This is a genomic window from Janthinobacterium sp. SUN206 (assembly GCF_030587305.1).
In the GTDB taxonomy this organism is placed as follows: Bacteria; Pseudomonadota; Gammaproteobacteria; order Burkholderiales; family Burkholderiaceae_D; genus Janthinobacterium; species Janthinobacterium kumbetense.
On the sequence record NZ_JAPWIB010000004.1, the window covers coordinates 1 to 17,049 of the forward strand.

14 protein-coding genes are annotated in these 17,049 nt (G+C 63.5%); all 14 read right to left on the reverse strand.

Annotated elements, in window-relative coordinates; translation table 11 throughout:
* Positions 1-262 (reverse strand): 5-deoxy-glucuronate isomerase (locus O3300_RS20620; RefSeq protein ID WP_305053974.1); only part of this gene is annotated, 262 nt, incomplete at its 3' end.
* The gene (gene iolE, locus O3300_RS20625) at positions 259-1,176 is read right to left on the reverse strand and encodes a myo-inosose-2 dehydratase (protein WP_305053975.1); all 918 of its coding nucleotides are present in this window, start codon (positions 1,174-1,176) and stop codon (positions 259-261) included. The genes O3300_RS20620 and iolE, both read right to left, overlap by 4 nt.
* On the reverse strand, positions 1,173-3,026 hold the full coding sequence (iolD, locus tag O3300_RS20630) for a 3D-(3,5/4)-trihydroxycyclohexane-1,2-dione acylhydrolase (decyclizing) (protein ID WP_305053976.1): 1,854 nt from the start codon (positions 3,024-3,026) through the stop codon (positions 1,173-1,175). Before iolD ends, iolE begins: the two co-directional genes overlap by 4 nt.
* A complete protein-coding gene (gene iolC / locus O3300_RS20635; protein WP_305053977.1) occupies positions 3,023-4,969 on the reverse strand; it encodes a 5-dehydro-2-deoxygluconokinase in 1,947 nt (648 codons plus the stop codon). The genes iolD and iolC overlap by 4 nt, the downstream gene beginning before the upstream one ends.
* 12 nt (positions 4,970-4,981) lie before the next feature.
* Positions 4,982-5,971, reverse strand: a complete 990-nt coding sequence (gene iolG / locus O3300_RS20640; protein ID WP_305053978.1) for an inositol 2-dehydrogenase — start codon at positions 5,969-5,971, stop codon at positions 4,982-4,984.
* A gap of 70 nt (positions 5,972-6,041) precedes the next feature.
* Complete coding sequence (locus O3300_RS20645; RefSeq protein ID WP_305053979.1) at positions 6,042-7,148, reverse strand: porin; 1,107 nt, start codon at positions 7,146-7,148, stop codon at positions 6,042-6,044.
* Positions 7,149-7,259: 111 nt separating this feature from the next.
* Entirely contained in the window at positions 7,260-8,093 is an 834-nt protein-coding gene (locus O3300_RS20650; RefSeq protein ID WP_251350320.1) for an inositol monophosphatase, read from the reverse strand.
* Positions 8,090-9,175: an ABC transporter ATP-binding protein gene (locus tag O3300_RS20655; RefSeq protein WP_305053980.1), complete on the reverse strand. Its 1,086-nt coding sequence runs from the start codon at positions 9,173-9,175 to the stop codon at positions 8,090-8,092. Before O3300_RS20655 ends, O3300_RS20650 begins: the two co-directional genes overlap by 4 nt.
* Positions 9,172-11,346 (reverse strand): iron ABC transporter permease, encoded by a 2,175-nt coding sequence (locus O3300_RS20660; RefSeq protein ID WP_305053981.1) that lies wholly within the window; start codon positions 11,344-11,346, stop codon positions 9,172-9,174. Before O3300_RS20660 ends, O3300_RS20655 begins: the two co-directional genes overlap by 4 nt.
* 83 nt (positions 11,347-11,429) lie before the next feature.
* Positions 11,430-12,449: an ABC transporter substrate-binding protein gene (locus tag O3300_RS20665; protein ID WP_369812307.1), complete on the reverse strand. Its 1,020-nt coding sequence runs from the start codon at positions 12,447-12,449 to the stop codon at positions 11,430-11,432.
* A 245-nt stretch (positions 12,450-12,694) separates the two neighbouring features.
* Positions 12,695-13,981: an MFS transporter gene (locus O3300_RS20670; protein ID WP_070290424.1), complete on the reverse strand. Its 1,287-nt coding sequence runs from the start codon at positions 13,979-13,981 to the stop codon at positions 12,695-12,697.
* Between the two features lie 507 nt (positions 13,982-14,488).
* Positions 14,489-14,812 (reverse strand): thioredoxin family protein, encoded by a 324-nt coding sequence (locus O3300_RS20675; protein ID WP_099666576.1) that lies wholly within the window; start codon positions 14,810-14,812, stop codon positions 14,489-14,491.
* A gap of 18 nt (positions 14,813-14,830) precedes the next feature.
* Complete coding sequence (locus O3300_RS20680; RefSeq protein ID WP_099666575.1) at positions 14,831-15,526, reverse strand: fumarylacetoacetate hydrolase family protein; 696 nt, start codon at positions 15,524-15,526, stop codon at positions 14,831-14,833.
* Positions 15,527-15,604: 78 nt separating this feature from the next.
* Complete coding sequence (locus O3300_RS20685) at positions 15,605-16,900, reverse strand: MFS family transporter (protein WP_099666574.1); 1,296 nt, start codon at positions 16,898-16,900, stop codon at positions 15,605-15,607.
* Between the last annotated feature and the right edge of the window lie 149 nt (positions 16,901-17,049).

Here is a 17,049-nt window from a genome sequence, read left to right on the forward strand (position 1 = left end):
CATACACGGCGTAGGGCGAGACGTCTTCAAACACGCTCTGGCGATTGCCGATGGCTTCCCAGGTCTGCCCGCCCGCCTGCACCGTCACCGTGCCCGTCAGCACGACGAGGCACAGTTCGCGGCGGCCCGTCTCCAACATCAGCTGTTCGCCTGCCGCCAGCCGGTGCGCGGCAAAGCCCACGTGCGTCCAGCCAGCCGACTCTGGCGTGACTTCGACGATCTTGCCGCCGCCCTTGCCCGCTTTGACCAGCAGCGGGCTCATGCCGCCTCCCGCCCCAGGCGGGGAATCGCGTCGACCAGGCGTGCCAGGTAATCGTGGCCCATCTTGGCATACTGATAACTGGGGGCCACGGCCGGATCTTGCTCCGCTTCCACCACCAGCCAGCCCTCGTAGCCGTGCAAATACAGGCGCGTCAGGATGGCCGGAAAGTCGATGCTGCCGTCGCCCGGCACGCTGAAGGCGCCATTGATCACGGCCTGCAGGAAACTCCAGTGGCCATTTCTCGCCAGTTTCACCACGTTGGGGCGCACATCCTTGCAATGCACGTGGCAAATGCGATCGATGTGCTTGTTCAAGACCGCCAGCGCATCGCCGCCGGCAAAGGTGATGTGGCCCGTGTCGAACAGCAAGCCGACTTCCGACCCCGTCAAGGCCATCAACTGGTCCATGTCGGCGGGCGTTTCCACGTAAGCGCCCATGTGGTGGTGGTAGGCCAGGCGCACGCCGTGGTCGAGCAAGTGTTTCGCAAACGCCGTCAATTTGTCCGCGTACGCCTGCCATTGCTGCGGCGACTGGAAGCGCGGACGCTTATACAACGGGCGGGCTTCGCCCTGGATCGCGTCCGCCACTTCGCCGTAGACCATGACGGTGGCGCCGCTGTCCGCCAGCAGGCGTAAATGCGAGGCTACGGAGGCGATTTCCTCCTCGACCGAGCGATGGGCCAGCCGTCCCGAATACCAGCCGGACACACAGGCAAGATTGTATTTGCCCAGCACGGCGTTCAGGGCCGGGGCATCCTTGGGAAACTTGTTGCCCAGTTCGAAACCCATGTAGCCGATCTCGGCGCCTTCCTTCAGCGCTGTTTCCAGCGGGGTTTCGCCGCCCAGGCTGGGTAAATCGTCGTTCATCCACGAGATCGGGTTGATGCCGATCTTCACATTCCATGTAGTAGTCATTTTTGTTGTCCTTGGCGGTCAAGTTCATAACGGGCACGCGCCGCTTGCACGCCGGCTTGCGTCGAGACTTCGGGTACGGCCACTTCCCACCAGCAACCACCCTCCTCGGTCGTGCGCGTGGCGTCCGTATTGATGCAGATCAAGTAGGTGCGGCTGGCGGCGCGGGCGCGCAGCATCGCCTGTTCCAGTTCGTGAATATTGGCCACGTGCTCGGACAGCGCTCCCAGCGACCGGGCATGCAGGGCGAAGTCGATGGCGGGTGCGCTGTCGGGCAACATATTGTTGAATGACGCGTTGCCGCACGCCTGCTGCAGGCGGTTGATGCAGCCGTAGCCCCGGTTGTCGAGCACGACGATGATAAGTTTTTTGTCCAGCATGACGGAGGTGGCGATTTCCGAATTCATCATCAAATAACTGCCGTCGCCCACCATGACGACAACCTCGGCATCCGGTTTCGCCATCTTGACGCCCAGGCCGCCGGCGATTTCATAGCCCATGCACGAGTAGCCGTATTCCATGTGGTAGCCGCCCGGTGTACTCGTGCGCCACAGTTTGTGCAGTTCGGCCGGCAAGGTGCCTGCCGCGCAGACGACGATGTCGCGCACAGTAGAATCCGATGAAGAGCGCTGCACGGCGCCGATGACTTCGCCGTCATACGGCAAGCCGGCCACCTCGCGCTGGCCGGTAATGGCCAGGACGGTATCGCGCCATGCGTTCCCAGCCTGCTGCGCGCGGTCCAGCCATTGGCCTGCGCCATTCCAGTTAGGCAAGTACCGCGACAAGCCCTGCAAGCCCAGTGTCGCGTCCGCCTGCACGCCCAGGCCACGGCGTTTCAGCGCATCGAAAGCGTTGACGTTCAGGCTGACCAGTTGCGCTTGCGCAAACAGGGAATTCGAGCCCGTCGTGAAATCCTGCAAGCGCGTACCGACAGCCAGCACCACGTCCGCCTGCGCCGCCAGGGCATTCGCGGCGGGCGAGCCGGTGACGCCGATGGCGCCCAGCTGCAGCGGATGGTCCCACGGCAAGGCGCTCTTGCCGGCCTGGGTTTCCGCCACGGGGATGCCGTGGCGCTCGGCAAACGCCTGCAAGGCGACGCTGGCCTGGCCGTACAGCACGCCGCCGCCGGCCACGATCAGCGGCTGTTTCGCGTGTTTCAGCAAGGCGGCCGCTTCTTCCAGTTCCTGCTCGACGGGCGGCACGGCGCGGAAACGCACGGTGCGCGGCGTAAAGAAATCGGCCGGATAGTCATACGCCATCGTTTGCACATCTTGCGGCAAGGATAACGTGACGGGACCGCAGGCAGCCGGGTCCGTCAAGGCGGCGATGGCGCGCGGCAAGGCCGTCAGCAATTGCTCCGGATACACGATGCGGTCGAAGTAACGCGACAGCGGCTTGAAGGCATCGTTGACGGAAACGCTGCCGTCGCCGGCATCTTCCAGCTGCTGCAACACGGGGTCCGGCGCGCGCGAAACGAACACGTCGCCGGGCAACAGCAATACCGGCAAGCGATTCACGTGGGCCAGCGCGGCGGCCGTCAGCAAATTGGTGGCGCCCGGGCCGATGGAACTGGTGACGGCCAGCATGCGCCGGCGCATGTGGGCTTTCGCATAGGCAATGGCCGAGTGCGCCATCGCCTGCTCGTTGTGGGCGCGGTAGGTGGGAAACACCTCCTTGTATTGGTACAGCGCCTCGCCCAGGCCCGCCACATTGCCGTGGCCAAAGATGGCAAAGGCGCCGCCGAACAGGGGGGTCAAGGAACCATCGCCCTCTTCCGTGCGCAGGGCGGCCAGGTAGCGCACCAGCGCCTGCGCCATGGTCAAGCGGATGGTGTTGTGTAGGGTGGCGCTCATGCTGCACGCTCCAGGCGGTTGCGCGTACGCTGCCACAGGGCAATGAGCTGCTCGAAGTTGGCGCGCACTGCGGCGATCAAGCCCGCATCGTCCAGCTCTCCGGCCAGCCAGCGACGGCTCGGTTCCTGGAAGATGGTGCGTCCCACCATGAAGCCGCGGCACGTCGTGCTGGCACTGGCTTGTTCAAAACTGGCGGCCAGGGCGGCAATCGGCGCGTTCAAGCCCAGCAGGACGACGCCACGGCAATACGGATCGCGCTCGTGCACGAGGGCATCGATGGCTTGCCATTGCTGGGCTGACATGCTTTCCAGCTTCCACCATTCCGGGTAAATGCCCAGGTTGTACAGGCGCTTGACGGCGCGCAAGACCGTGTCGTCGCCGTGCGGCAAGGCATCCGACGGTATGACTTCCAACAACAGTTCGTGACCGCTCACTTGCGCCGCGTCATACAGGGCCTTGATTTGCGCTTCCTGTTCCAATCGGTTTTCCACGGTATCGTCCGGGTGCAACTGCACCAGGCACTTGATCACGTGTTCCTTCGGCCAGCTGAGCAGGTGCGAACCGATGGAGCGGCCCCAGTCGAATTGCAGCGGATTGGAACCGGGCAATTCCACGGGACGGCCTATCCACCAGCCGCGCCCCGTCGCGTCGTTGAGCGCGTCGACGCCATAGCGTCCATCGATCAGCACGCCCGTCTTGCCAGCCAGTTGCAAGGCCGCTTCCGTCTGCGCCACGGCTTGCACCATCAGTTGCTTCAGGGCGCAAATAGCCGATTCGGGCGCGCCCGTCTGTTGCGCCAGCTCAAAGAATTGCGTACGGTGGTCGAAGGCAAACACGCACAGTTCATCCCACTGCGGGCGCGCCACCGTCGTGCGGTGCAGGCGGGACAAGGTGGCGTCCTGGTCCGGTTGCGTCAGTTTTTCCGCATTGGCCAGGAAATAGTCGAGCTCGATGGGCGACGGCATGGCCGGTGCGCAGCCGTGGCGCGACACGACGAGGGCGCCGCAACCGTTCGCGTAACGGCAGCACGCCCCGTAATCCTCGCCGCGCAGCCAGCCTTTCAAAAAGCCCGAGAGAAACGCGTCGCCCGCGCCCAGCACGTTCAGCACTTCCACGCGCACGCCGCGGTAGTTATACGCATCGTCCAGGCTGTGCGGTACCACGCTGTCGATGACGGCGCTGCCCAGCGGGCCCCGCTTGACGACGAGGGTGGCCGGGGTGGCGGCCCGCACGGCGCGCAAGGAGGCCATGATGTCGGCACCGCCGCCGGCGATCATGAATTCCTCTTCCGTGCCGACGATCAGGTCGAACTGCGGCAGGATCGCCTGCAAGTGCCGCGTGACACCATCGTTGGAAACGAAGCGCGTTTCGCCGTCCGCCTTGCCGGAAAGTCCCCACAGCACGGGCCGGTAATCGATGTCGAGCACGGTGCGCACGTTGTTGGCGCGCGCCAATTTCAGGGCCTGCGTGCTGACGGCGTGCATGGCAGCCGTCGAAAAATGCGTGCCGGTGATCAACAGCGCCTTGCTCGATGCAATAAAGGCGGCGTCGACGGCGGATGGCTCGATGGCCATGTCGGCGCAGTTTTCACGGTAGAAAATCAGGGGAAAGGTGTTTTTATCCTTGATGCCCAGCATCACCAGCGCCGTCAGGCGGTCGCGGTCGATGCCGACATGGCTGACGTCGCAACCCTCTTTCGCCAAGGTGTCCGTCAAGAAACGGCCCATGTGGTCGTCGCCCACTTTCGACAGCATGGCGGACTTCAAGCCCAGGCGGGCCGTGCCGAAGGCGATATTCGCCGATGAGCCGCCCAGGTATTTGGCGAAACTGGTCGCGTCTTCCAGGGTGCTGCCGATCTGCTGCGCATACAGGTCCACCGCTAGGCGGCCCAGGCAGATCACGTCCAGCGCGCGTCCCTGGGCAAATTCAGTCGTATTCTTCATGACATGCATTCCTTATGACAATTGCACGATGCGCTGTTCGCGCCATGACACGGTGGCCGCCTCGGCCAGTTCCAGTGCCTTCAAGCCATCATGGACGGTGGTGCGCAAGGGCGCGCCATGGGCAAATGCCTCGAAAAAGTGCGCCATTTCGCTGGCGTAGGCGGCGCGGTAGCGTTCCAGGAAAAAGTCTTCCGGCTTGTCGACGCTGACGTTCACTGAGCCATAGGCCGTCACTTCCGTCGGCTTGTGGTTGCCCGCCTGCAGCATACCCAGGCTGCCCAGCACCTCGAAACGCTGGTCGTAGCCGTAAGCGGCGCGGCGCGAAGCATTGATCTGGCACAAGCGTCCTTTCGCCGTGCGGATGGTGACGACGGCCGTGTCCAGGTCTCCCGCCGCGCCGATGGCCGGGTCGACGAGGCAGCTGCCCGTGGCGTGCACGCTGACGGCTTCATCGTCGAGTATCCAGCGGAAAATGTCGAAATCGTGGATCAGCATATCCTTGAAGATGCCGCCCGATACCTGGATATAGCTGACGGGTGGCGGGCCGGGATCGCGGCTGGTGACGATGAGCAACTCCGGCGTGCCGATCTCGCCCGCTGCGATGCGCTGCCTGACGGCAGCAAACGTGGGGTCGTAGCGGCGCTGGAAGCCGATCATGCACAGCACGCCAGCATCCTTGACGGCAACGGCGGCGGCGCGCGCACGCTCCAGGGTCAGGTCGACGGGTTTCTCGCAAAAGATGGCCTTGCCGGCGGCCGCTGCGCGCACGATCAGGTCCGCATGCGTATCCGTGCTCGACGCGATCAGCACGGCCTTGACTTCGGGGTCGGCCAGCACCGCTTCCACGCTGGCGACGCTGGCGCCATGCAGGGCCGCCACTTCCGCCGCCGCGCCCGCATGCACGTCGACCACGTATTTCAGGCGCACGCCAGGCTGGCGCACCAGATTGCCAGCGTGAATACGGCCGATGCGGCCGGCGCCGAACAATGCCACTTGAATCATTTCCATCTCCTTGATAGTCGGGATAATGCCGCCCGGAAATGCACACGTGTGCATTTCCGGGCAAAAAAGGTTAAAACAGGTGGATGACGCCCAGCATCACACCGCTGAGCTTGGCACCCTTCTTGGTGGCGGCGAAGGCATTGCCGCCAAACGTGTAGTTGGCGTTCTTGTCGTTATTCGTTTGCGTGTAGTAGGCGTACACGGTGCTGCGCTTGGACAAGTAATACTCGTAGCCCAGGGTGGCCTGCTTGGCGCCGCTGTCGTCGCCGCGCACCAGGGTGGTCGCCTTGATGGTCACGCTGCTGCCGTTGGGCGCGCTGCCGGACACATCGCCAGCCACGCCGAACCGGCCGATGAAGGAACCACCACCCGCCTTGTAGGCGCCCGTGATGGTGAAATAGTCGCGCTGCAAGTCGCCGCCGGCCACGTCATACACCATGCGGTTCCAGGCCACGCCCACGTCGCCGCCGCCGAAGTTGTAATTGCCCACGGCGCGGAACATCTTTTCGCTGAAGCCGGGACGCAAGTCCTTGTGCTTTTCATAGCCGACGGCGCCCTTGATGGGGCCGTTCACGTATTGCACGATGCCCGAATAGATGCGGTCGCCGTTCGATGCCTCGTTTTCGCTGGCGCGGTAAATCGTGGCGCTGAAGCCTTGCAGTACGGGCGTGCGGTAGCTGATGGCGTTCGAACTGCGGCGGTTGAAGCCTTCGCCGCCCAGCTGGGAGATGTTGGCGTCATCCTGGATGCCTTCGCCCACGAAACGGTTGGTGTAGCCGTTGATCTGGCGAATCGGCGTAGCGAAGCGGCCCAGCGCGATACGGCCATAGGCGGGGTTTTCCAGCCCGACAAAGGTATCCTTGCTATTGATGGCGCCCGTTCCATCGTCCAGCTTGGCATTGCCCTCGATCTGGAAGAAGGCCGTGTTGCCATTGCCCAAGTCTTCCCTTCCCCGGAAGCCGATCTTCGAGGAATTGTCCGATACGCGAGAAATGGATTCGCCATTCGGCGCCGTGGCCGAGCTTGACGTTTCGATACGGTCGAAGCCCGCATGGATGCGGCCGTACACGACGACGCTCGATTCGGCCAGCACGCAGCCTGGCACGGCCAGCAAGAATACGGCGGCGATCTTGTTCAACTGCATGGTGTTCATCTCGTTTTTCATCCCGTTTTTCATTTTGTCTCCTGCTTGTTTTTATGGTGGTGGATTACTCATGATGCTCAACAGTGTGTTGCCACTCCGCGCGTCCCTCGCCGGACGCCTGTCCTCCCTTTCAATAAAATGTGCTCAGGCACAGCGCGGCAAGGCCAGCGCCGCCAGTTGCGGATACAGGCGGGGGCCGCCCACCAGGATGGGATTGCCCTTTTCCAGGCCGTTATCGGCCAGGAAATCATTGCAGCGCCCGCCCGCCTCATTGACGAGCACGATGCCGGCCAGGCAATCCCAGGAATTGATGTGCGGCTCGAAATAGCCGATCAGGCGCCCGGCCGCCACATAGGCGATCATCAGCGCGCCGGAACCGTTGCGGATGAACATGCCGCCCTCTTCCAGCACGTCGAGCAGGAACGGTAAAAAGGTGTCGGTGCCCACGCGGTGCGAAAAGCCCACGCCCAGCACGCCGCCCTGCAGGCTGACCACGTCGTTGACGCGCAGCCGCGTTTCGCCGGCCTTCGCTGCCACGTAGGCGCCCTGCCCCTGGCAGGCGTGGAACAGCTCGTCCGCATTCGGGTCGTACACGGCGCCGATGGCCGGCTTGCCGTCGACCAGCACGCCGATCGACACGCACCAGGCCAGCATGCCGTTGACGAAGCAGGCCGTGCCGTCGATGGGATCGATGACCCACACGCAGCGCGCGTCCGACGCCCCGCCGCCCCGCTCCTCGCCCACCACGGCGTCGTCAGGAAAACGCGCGGCGATTTGCGCACGCACATAGTCTTCCACCATGCGATCGGCGATACTGACCATGTCCTGCAAGCCCTTTTCCTCGATCACGAGTTCCGTGCGGCGGTGAAACATGCCCAGCGCAATCTCGCCGGCCTGGCGGATGATGTGCCGGGCGTAGGCATAGCGCTCCAGGGTGGCCGCGTCGGCCAGTACCGCTGCCTGTGTCATATCTGTCATGCTTGTCCTCCAATGATGGCTGCGCCATGTTCGTGTACGGTCATGGCGACCGATGTGCCTTGCGTGAAAACCTGGCTCAAGTCGTGCGAGACGGCAAACAGTTCGCCGACCGGCGTGTCGAGCGTGTATTGCATTTCGCGCCCCAGGTAGGTGGCGCGTGCCACGCGCACCACCATGGCGCTGTCGGGCTGCGCGGGCGACAGCAGGATCGCTTCCGGACGCACGGCGAAACTCGCTTCGCCGCTGCGCTGGCTGCGGCATGGCAGACGCAGCCGCAACTTGCCCATGACGCAGGTGGCCTTGCCGTCGGCCACCGCTTCGATCACGCCATCGACGATGTTCGCGTTACAGATGAAGTCGGCGACGAATTTGTCGGCCGGCGATTCGAACAGCTCGTGCGGCGTGCCCTTTTGCGCGATCACTTGCCGGTTCATCACGATGATCTGGTCGGAAATGGCCAGCGCCTCTTCCTGGTCATGCGTGACATACACGGCAGTCAAGCCCAGCTTGACCTGGATGTCGCGGATCTCGTCGCGCACGCGGCGGCGCAGTTTCGTATCGAGGTTCGACAGCGGCTCGTCCAGCAGCAGCACCTTGGGCTGCAGCACCAGCGAACGGGCCACGGCCACGCGCTGCTGCTGGCCGCCCGACAACTCGTTCGGGAAGCGCGCGGCAAAGTCGGCCAGGCCCACCAGGCGCAAGCTTTCCTGCGCCCGTTCCACGGCGCGCGGCTTGGTTTCACCGGACACGATGAGGCCGTAGCACACGTTGTCGAGCACCGTCATGTGCGGAAACAAGGCATAGGACTGGAACACCATGCTGACGTCGCGCTCGGCGGCCGAGGTCAAGGTGACGTCCTCGCCGGCCAGCAGGATGCGTCCGGCGCTGACGCGTTCCAGGCCGGCGATCAAGCGCAGGGTCGAGGTCTTGCCGCAACCGCTGGGGCCCAGCAGGGTGACCATGGTGCGCGGCGCGATCGTGAACGACACATCGTTCACGGCCAGCGCCTTGCCGTAGCGCTTGGTGACGCCATCGAATTCCAGCGCGGCAAGCTCTGCTGCTTGGGTAGTAAAGTGGTTCATGCGTAGCTCTTTTCCAGGTTGGGAACGGCGGCCGGCAGCGTTTTTTCGGCGCTGACGCGGCGAAGGCGGCGCTTGCCGACCAGCAAATGGATCAATTGGATGCACAGCAGGATGACGACGATCAAGACCGTGGCGTAGGCAATCGCCGTGCCGTAGTTGCCGTTCGACACCAGGCCGATGATGTAGGACGTGGCCATGTCGTAATCGGCGCTGACGAGGAAGACGACGGCCGAGATCGACGTGATCGAACGCACGAAGCCATACACGAGGGCCGAGGCGATGGCCGGGCGCAACAGCGGCAGGATGACCTTGCGCATGGTGGTCCAGCTGCTGGCGCCCAGGGTGATCGAGGCCTCGTCCAGGCTGCCGTCGAGCTGGCGCATGGCGGCGATGCCCGTACGCAAGCCCATCGGCATGTTGCGGAAGACAAAGCACAGGATCAAAATCGTCGCCGTGCCCGTCAACTCGATGGGCGCCGAGTTGAACGCCAGGATGTAGCTGATGCCGATGACGGTGCCGGGAATGGCAAAGCTGAGCATGGTGCCGAACTCGAACGCGCTTTTCAGGGCGAATTGCTGGCGCACCAGCAGCCAGGCCGAGAGGATGCCGACAAAGGCCGTCAAGGGCGCGGCGATGGCCGAAATCGTCAAGGTGGTGAACAGCGACGGCCAGGCCTGGCCCGTCCAGTGCCAGCCGGAAGCGCCCGCCGTGATGCCGAAAGCGTCGATGTAGTGGCGCAAGGTGAAGGCATTGTCCTGGCCCCAGTTATTCACGAAGCCGCCCGCCACCACCGTGCCATAGATCAGGGCCGTGAAGGCGAACCATGGCAAGGCGATGGTCCACAGCATGGTTTTCAGGCGCGGGTTGAGCGAGGCGTGGCCGCCATGGTCGGCCTTGCCCGTCACCGTCACATACGATTTCTTGCCCAGCCACAAGTTCTGGATGAAGAAGGCGCCCACGGCAAAGGTCAGCAGCACGATGGCCAGGGTGGCGGCGCGACCCTGGTCGTTCGAGGCGCCCACCACGGAAAAGAAGATTTCCGTCGACAGCACGTGGAAGTTGCCACCCAGCACCATCGGGTTGCCGAAGTCGGCCATGCTTTCGATAAAGCACAGCAAAAAGGCATTGGCGATGCCGGGACGCATCAAGGGCAGCGACACCTTGACGAAGGTTTGCCAGCTGCTGGCGCCCAGGGTGCCCGACGCTTCTTCCAGCGAAGGGCTGACGCCCTCCACCACACCAATTAATGTCATGAAGGCAATCGGCGCAAAGGCCAGCATCTGCGACAGCCACACGCCCGTCATGCCGTACAGCCAGCGGCTCTGCTCGATACCGAACAGGTCGCCGACGAGGCCCGTGATGGCGCCGTTGCGGCCGAACAGCAGGATCAGGGCCAGGCCCAGCACGAAAGGCGGCGTGACGATGGGGAGTATCGTAATGGCGCGCATCGGGCGTACCCAGCGGCCATTGGTGCGCGTCACCAGCAGGGCGAACACGAGACCGAGGAAGGTGGCCGACACGCCCGTCAGCAAGGCCAGCGCCAGCGTATTCCAGGCCACGCCGCAGCGGCCGGGACCGGACACGCAATTGAGGCTCCAGATGCCGGGGTCCGCCAGGCGGCGCGCCAGGGCCGCGGCGCCCGTGCCGCCATCATCCATGGGCTGGCCGGCGCTGACGAGGATCAGCGCGACGGGGAACAGCACGAACAGGGAAATCAGGCAAATGATGAGGCCGATGGCGCCGGCGACGAAGGCGTCGCCGCGGCACACGCCGCAGGCGGCCGCGCCGGACGTGAGCAGGAACAGCAGGCACAGCGCCAGCAGCAGCGCGCCGAAACCCAGGCCCGTGCTGGCGGCCAGCGGCCCCCAGCCCAGCCATGCCAGCCACAGCATGCCGGCGCCGCCGATGGCGATCTGGCCCAGGCCCAGGGTCTTGCGGTGAGGATTGCCGGCTACCAGGGCGGCGCTGGCGGCGATCAGGGCGAAGAACACGCCCAGCGGCCAGGCGCCGAACGACAGCAGGTGCAGCACGGCCGGTGCGCCACGGTCACTGAAGAACTGGCCGTCGCGCAACCATTCGCCGGCAAACAATCCCGCTTCCTGTTGCTGCCAGGGCAACAGGCACAACGCTGCCAGGGCGGCCAGCAGCCAGCCGTAAAATATCTTTTTCATGAGGTCTCTATCCAGCTAAGTAGACCCGCCGGCATGGCCATTGCGGCATGCGGCAGGTTCGGTACGATGACAGTCTTTACGCCTTAATTGCCAGCCGAATAAATCTGTGTCGTCCAGCGTTGCAGCAAACGCTTGCGCGTGTCCGAGGCGCCATACTTGGCGAAGTCGTAGTTGATGGTCTTGATGTTTTCCAGGCGCGGCGAGGCGGCGGGAATGGTGGCGGCCACGTTGGACGGGATCTGGAACGCCAGCGCTTTCACCGCTTCGCTCTGCACGTCCGGGCGCAGGGCGAATTCATAGAATTTCTTTGCCTGCTCCATGTTTTTCGCGCCCTTGACGATGCTCATCGAGCCGATCTCGTAACCCGTGCCTTCGCAGGGCGGCAAGACTTTCACGGGAAAGCCGGCCACGGTGAGCTTCATCAGGTCATGCATGAAACCGATGGCCACGCCCGCTTCGCCACGGCCCACGTCCTCGCCGGGCGCCACGCCCGCGTTCGGATACTTGCTGACGTTCTGCCCCATTTTCGCCAGGAAATCGAAGGCTTCCTCTTCGCCGAACAGCTGCACCACGGTGGCCAGCGCGTTGTAGGCGGCGCCCGAGGAGTTCGGGTTGGCCATCTCGATCTCGCCCTTGTAGGCGGGCTTGACGAGGTCTTTCCAGCATTGGGGCGGCGGCAGGTTTTTCTTCTTCAGCACGTTTTCGTTGTAGGCCAGGCCCAGGATGCCGATGTAGATGCCGACGGTGCGGTACTTGGCCGTCTCGGCCTGCTTGAGCGCCCACGGCTGCAGCTTGGACAGGGTGGGCGACTTGTATTCTTCCGTATAGCCTTCGGCGGCCGCTTGCAGGTGCGGGTCGCCCGTGCCGCCCCACCAGATGTCCGATTTCGGGTTCGACGCTTCGGCGCGGATCTTCGCATAGGCCTCGCCGGCGCTTTTCCTGATCATCGATACCTTGATCTTGCTTTCCGCCTCGAAGCGGTTCTTCATCAGCTGGCACCACTCCATGTCGGCTGAACACAGCACGGACAGGCGTTCCTCGGCGGCCATGGCCGTCATCGGCAGGGCCAGGCTTATAGCAATCGCAACATTGCGCATCTTCATCGTCTCACTCCAAGTTTGTTGTCGTTGTGGTACTTCAGACCGCACCGCTATCTTGCGGTGTCACTGTCCCGGGATGTGCTTTTTCAAGACTTGCACTGCATTGCACACGTGTGCACACCTTACCACCAGCCGATTTTGACTGTCAACAAGAATCTCGGCAGGCGGGCGGCGTGGTGTTTTACCGACAAAAAAAGCCGCCAGCGTTGCAGCTGGCGGCTTTCGGGACCGGTGGGGTCAGAGGGGTGTTACTGCCAGGCTTCCTTGCCCGCGCGTGGCTTGCCCACCATCAGCAGCGCGCCCAGGGTCAGCACGGCTGCCAGCGACAGGTAATAGCCCACGTATTGCAAGCCATAGTTCGTGGCCAGCCAGGTGGCGATGTACGGCGCCAGCGAGGCGCCCAGGATGCCGGCCAGGTTGAACGTCAGCGACGCGCCCGTGTAGCGCACTTCGGGCGGGAACAGTTCGGACAACATCGTGCCCAGCGGTCCGTAGGTCATGCCCATCAGGCCCAGGCCGACGGCCATGAAGACCGTCACTTCCCACGTCACGCCCGAACCGAACATGGGCGCGAGCACCAGGCCGAAGATGGCGATGGCGACGGAGACCCAGATCAGGGTGGCGCGGCGGCCGCGGCGGTCGGCCAGCACGGCCGAGAATGGAATCGTGAGGGCGAAGAACAGCACGGCAAACAGCTGCACGACGAGGAATTCCTTGCGCGTGAAGCCCAGCTTGGTCGTACCCCAGCTCAGCGCGAACACAGTCATCAGGTAGAACAGCACGAAGGTGGCCAGGGCGATGATGGTGCCCAGGAACAACATGCGGCCATGCTGGCGGAACACGGTGGCTACCGGCAGTTTGACGACCTCGTTCTTGTCGATGACTTTCTGGAAGTCCGGCGTTTCCGTGATCTTCAGACGCACGTACAGGCCGACGATGACCAGCAGCGCGCTGGCGAGGAACGGGATGCGCCAGCCGTAGCTGAAGAATTGCTCATCGGTCATGGTTTCGCTCAGCAGCAGGAAGATGCCGCCCGACAGGAAGAAGCCGATCGGCGCGCCCAGCTGCGGGAACATGCCGTACCAGGCGCGCTTGCCCGGTGGCGCGTTTTCCGTGGCCAGCAGCACCGCGCCGCCCCACTCGCCGCCCAGGCCCAGGCCCTGGCCGAAACGGCACAGCGCCAGCAGCAGCGGCGCCAGGGTGCCGATGGCGGCATACGTCGGCAGCAAGCCGATGATGACGGTGGAAATACCCATGGTCAGCAAGGCGGCCACGAGGGTGGCCTTGCGGCCGATGCGGTCGCCGAAGTGGCCGAACACGGCCGAACCGATGGGACGGGCGAAGAAGGCGATGGCGAACGTGGCCAGCGACTGCAGCACGGCGGCCGACGGGTCGCCGGCGGGGAAGAACAGTTTCGGGAACACCAGCACGGCGGCGGTGGCGTAGATATAAAAGTCAAAGAACTCGATGGTGGTGCCGATCAGGCTGGCGAACAGCACCGTGCCGGGGGAATTTTTCTTGGGGGGGGTGCTCATTTACTGCGCTCCTTGGGGAGGGTGTCTAAAGGCCATTCTCTGGATGTTTTTTCAGGCAGCAGCACAGCACGTTGTCTCCGTGTCGTTCGCATATCATAGCCTTGCGTGCATGCATTTGCTGCGCATTTGCTATTAAATTTGCAAACAAAAAACAACGGTTTTAGTTGCCGTAGCGAACTGCCGGCAACGCGCGCTAACGCGCCGTGATCAGTGCTGATTTAGAGAAACAACGGTCGTGCGCCATCCGGTTACCCGGGGCACGGCAGGAAAGGCGTCAGGGGATGGGCGACGTGCATCAGGCCCGGCGTATCGCCAGGCATTCCGTACCAGACCCGCGCGTCGGCATCGCGGCATCGGTCATTTGTGGTGAATCCTTGCCTGCGGCCCCTCCGGGTGGAGCGGGCCGGCGATGATCGCGCCTGCATCACGAAGGATGCGGTTGATCTTGCTGTAAGCGGCTTATGATACGCGCAGTGGTGCGGTGCGGCAAGAAATGATGGAAACCGCCTACGCGTCGATCAGGGCGAACGCCTTGGCGATCTCCGCGCTGTCGAGCGGGCGCACGAGGCGCGCCACTTCCTGGCCATCCTTGAGGAAAATCAAGGTCGGCCACAGTTTCACCCGGAACGAGCGTCCCAGGGCGCGGCCGGGGCCGTCTTCCACGCGCAGGTGCGGCACCTCGGGGTGCTGCGCAAAGGCGGCGGCCAGCGGCGCCTGAGTGGCGCGGCAGTGGCCGCACCAGCCCGTGCCGAATTCCAGCAGGGCCGGCCCTGCCAGGGCGTCGATCCCGGCGCGCGTGGGTTGCGCCACAGCATACGTGTCATTCATCATGCCAGTCTCCTTGACAACTTAGACCACTTTCACGCGCAAGGTCTCCAGGCCATCGATGGCCCCCACCAGCTCGTCGCCGCGCTGCACGGCCGCCACGCCGGCCGGCGTTCCCGTGTAGATCAGGTCGCCTGGCTGCAAGGTAAAGTAGGTCGACAGGTCGGCGATGGTTTCCGCCACATTCCAGATCAGCATGTCGATGCTGCTGCTTTGCCGCAGCTCGCCATTCACGTGCAGGGTGATGGCGGCATGGCTGACGTCGCCCGCCTGCGCGGCCGGCGTGATGGAACCGATGGGCGCCGAGTGCTCGAACGCCTTGCCCGTTTCCCACGGACGGCCCTGCTTTTTCGCCGCACCCTGCACGTCGCGGCGCGTCATGTCCAGGCCGATCGCATAACCCCACACGTGGCTCAGCGCATCGGCCACGCCGATATCGCTGCCGCCCTTGCCGATAGCCACCACCAGTTCCATCTCGTGCTGGAAATCCTGCGTCTGCGCCGGGTACGGCAACTCGCCCGTCGTGCCGGCAGGCACGGGCAGCACGGCGTCGGCAGGCTTCATGAAGAAAAACGGCGCCTCGCGGCCCGTATGGCCCATTTCCTTGGCATGGTCGACATAGTTGCGGCCCACGCAATAGATGCGGTGGACGGGGAAAGTATCAACGCTGCCGCTGACGGGAACGCTGGGCTGGATGGCTGCGGCAATGACATACGACATGGAAACTCCTGATCGGCACGATAAAAAGGCGGTGATGAAAAAGGGGACACCGCAGTGTCCCCTTATTTTACGGCAAGCTTACTTCAGCAGTCCCGAGCGGCTCGGATCCGGCATGCGGATGGCGACGATGAAGGAAATCAGGCACATGATGGTCACGTACCAATAGAAATACTCTTCCACGTGCCAAGCCTTGAACTGCAACGCCACGTATTCGGCCGAACCGCCGAACATGGCGTTGGCGACCGCATACGACAGGCCCACGCCCAGCGCGCGCACTTCGACGGGGAACATTTCCGCCTTGATCAAGCCGCTGATCGACGTATAGAAGCTGATGATGGCCAGCGCGATGATGATCAGGCCAAACGCCGCGTACGGGCTGGTGATGTCTTTCAAGGCATGCATGATCGGCAACACGCACAGGGTGGCCAGGCCGCCGAAGAACAGCATCGAGGTGCGGCGGCCGATGCGGTCCGACAAGGCACCGAACACGGGTTGCAAAATCATGTAGACCAGCAAGGCGCACGTCATGACGGCGCTGGCCGTCTTGGTATCCATGCCGGCCGTGTTGACCAGGTATTTCTGCATGTAGGTGGTAAACGTGTAGAACACGAGCGAGCCGCCGGCCGTAAAGCCGAGCACGGTGATGAAGGCGCGCTTGTGCTTGAGCAAGCCGCGCAGGCTGCCAGCGTCCTTGTCCTTGCGCTCGCTGGCGGTGGTCGTTTCCGTCAGGGATTTACGCAGGTTCAGCGACACGAGGGCCGCCAGGGCACCGAAGACGAACGGGATGCGCCAGCCCCAGGCACGCAATTCTTCCAGGGTCAGCAATTGCTGCAAGACCACCAGCACCAGCAAGGCCAGCAACTGGCCGCCGATCAGGGTCACGTACTGGAACGAGGCGAAGAAACCGCGCTTGCCCGATTCCGACACTTCGCTCATATAGGTGGCGCTGGTACCGTATTCGCCGCCCACGGACAAGCCCTGGAACAGGCGCGCCACCAGCAGCAGGAACGGGGCGAAGGCGCCGATGGTTTCATACGTGGGCAGCACGGCGATCATCAGCGAGCCGCCGCACATCATCAGCACGGAAATCATCATCGACTGGCGGCGGCCGTATTTGTCCGCGATGCGGCCGAACAGCCAGCCGCCCACGGGACGCATGAGGAAGCCGGCGGCAAAGATGCCGGCCGTCTGCAGCAGCTGCGTCGTCGGGTTACCAGAAGGGAAGAAGGCGTGCGAGAAGTACAGCGCGCAGAACGAGTAAATGTAGAAGTCGAACCATTCGACCAGGTTACCGGAGGAAGCGCCAATGATGGCCTTGATGCGCTGCTGGGATGTCAGCTGCGCAACGTCATGCGGAGTATCGTGGGATGTCATATCAGTCTTCTTGTTCGTGTGAAAAAGCCAACGCCAGCCGGGTTGCCCGGGCTGGTTTTGCATCATACGCCCTTGATCAGGGTCAAAAAGCCGCCCGGCATACGCGTTAATACGTATCGCCGGCAACTTTTTTCACCTGCAGGCGGGCG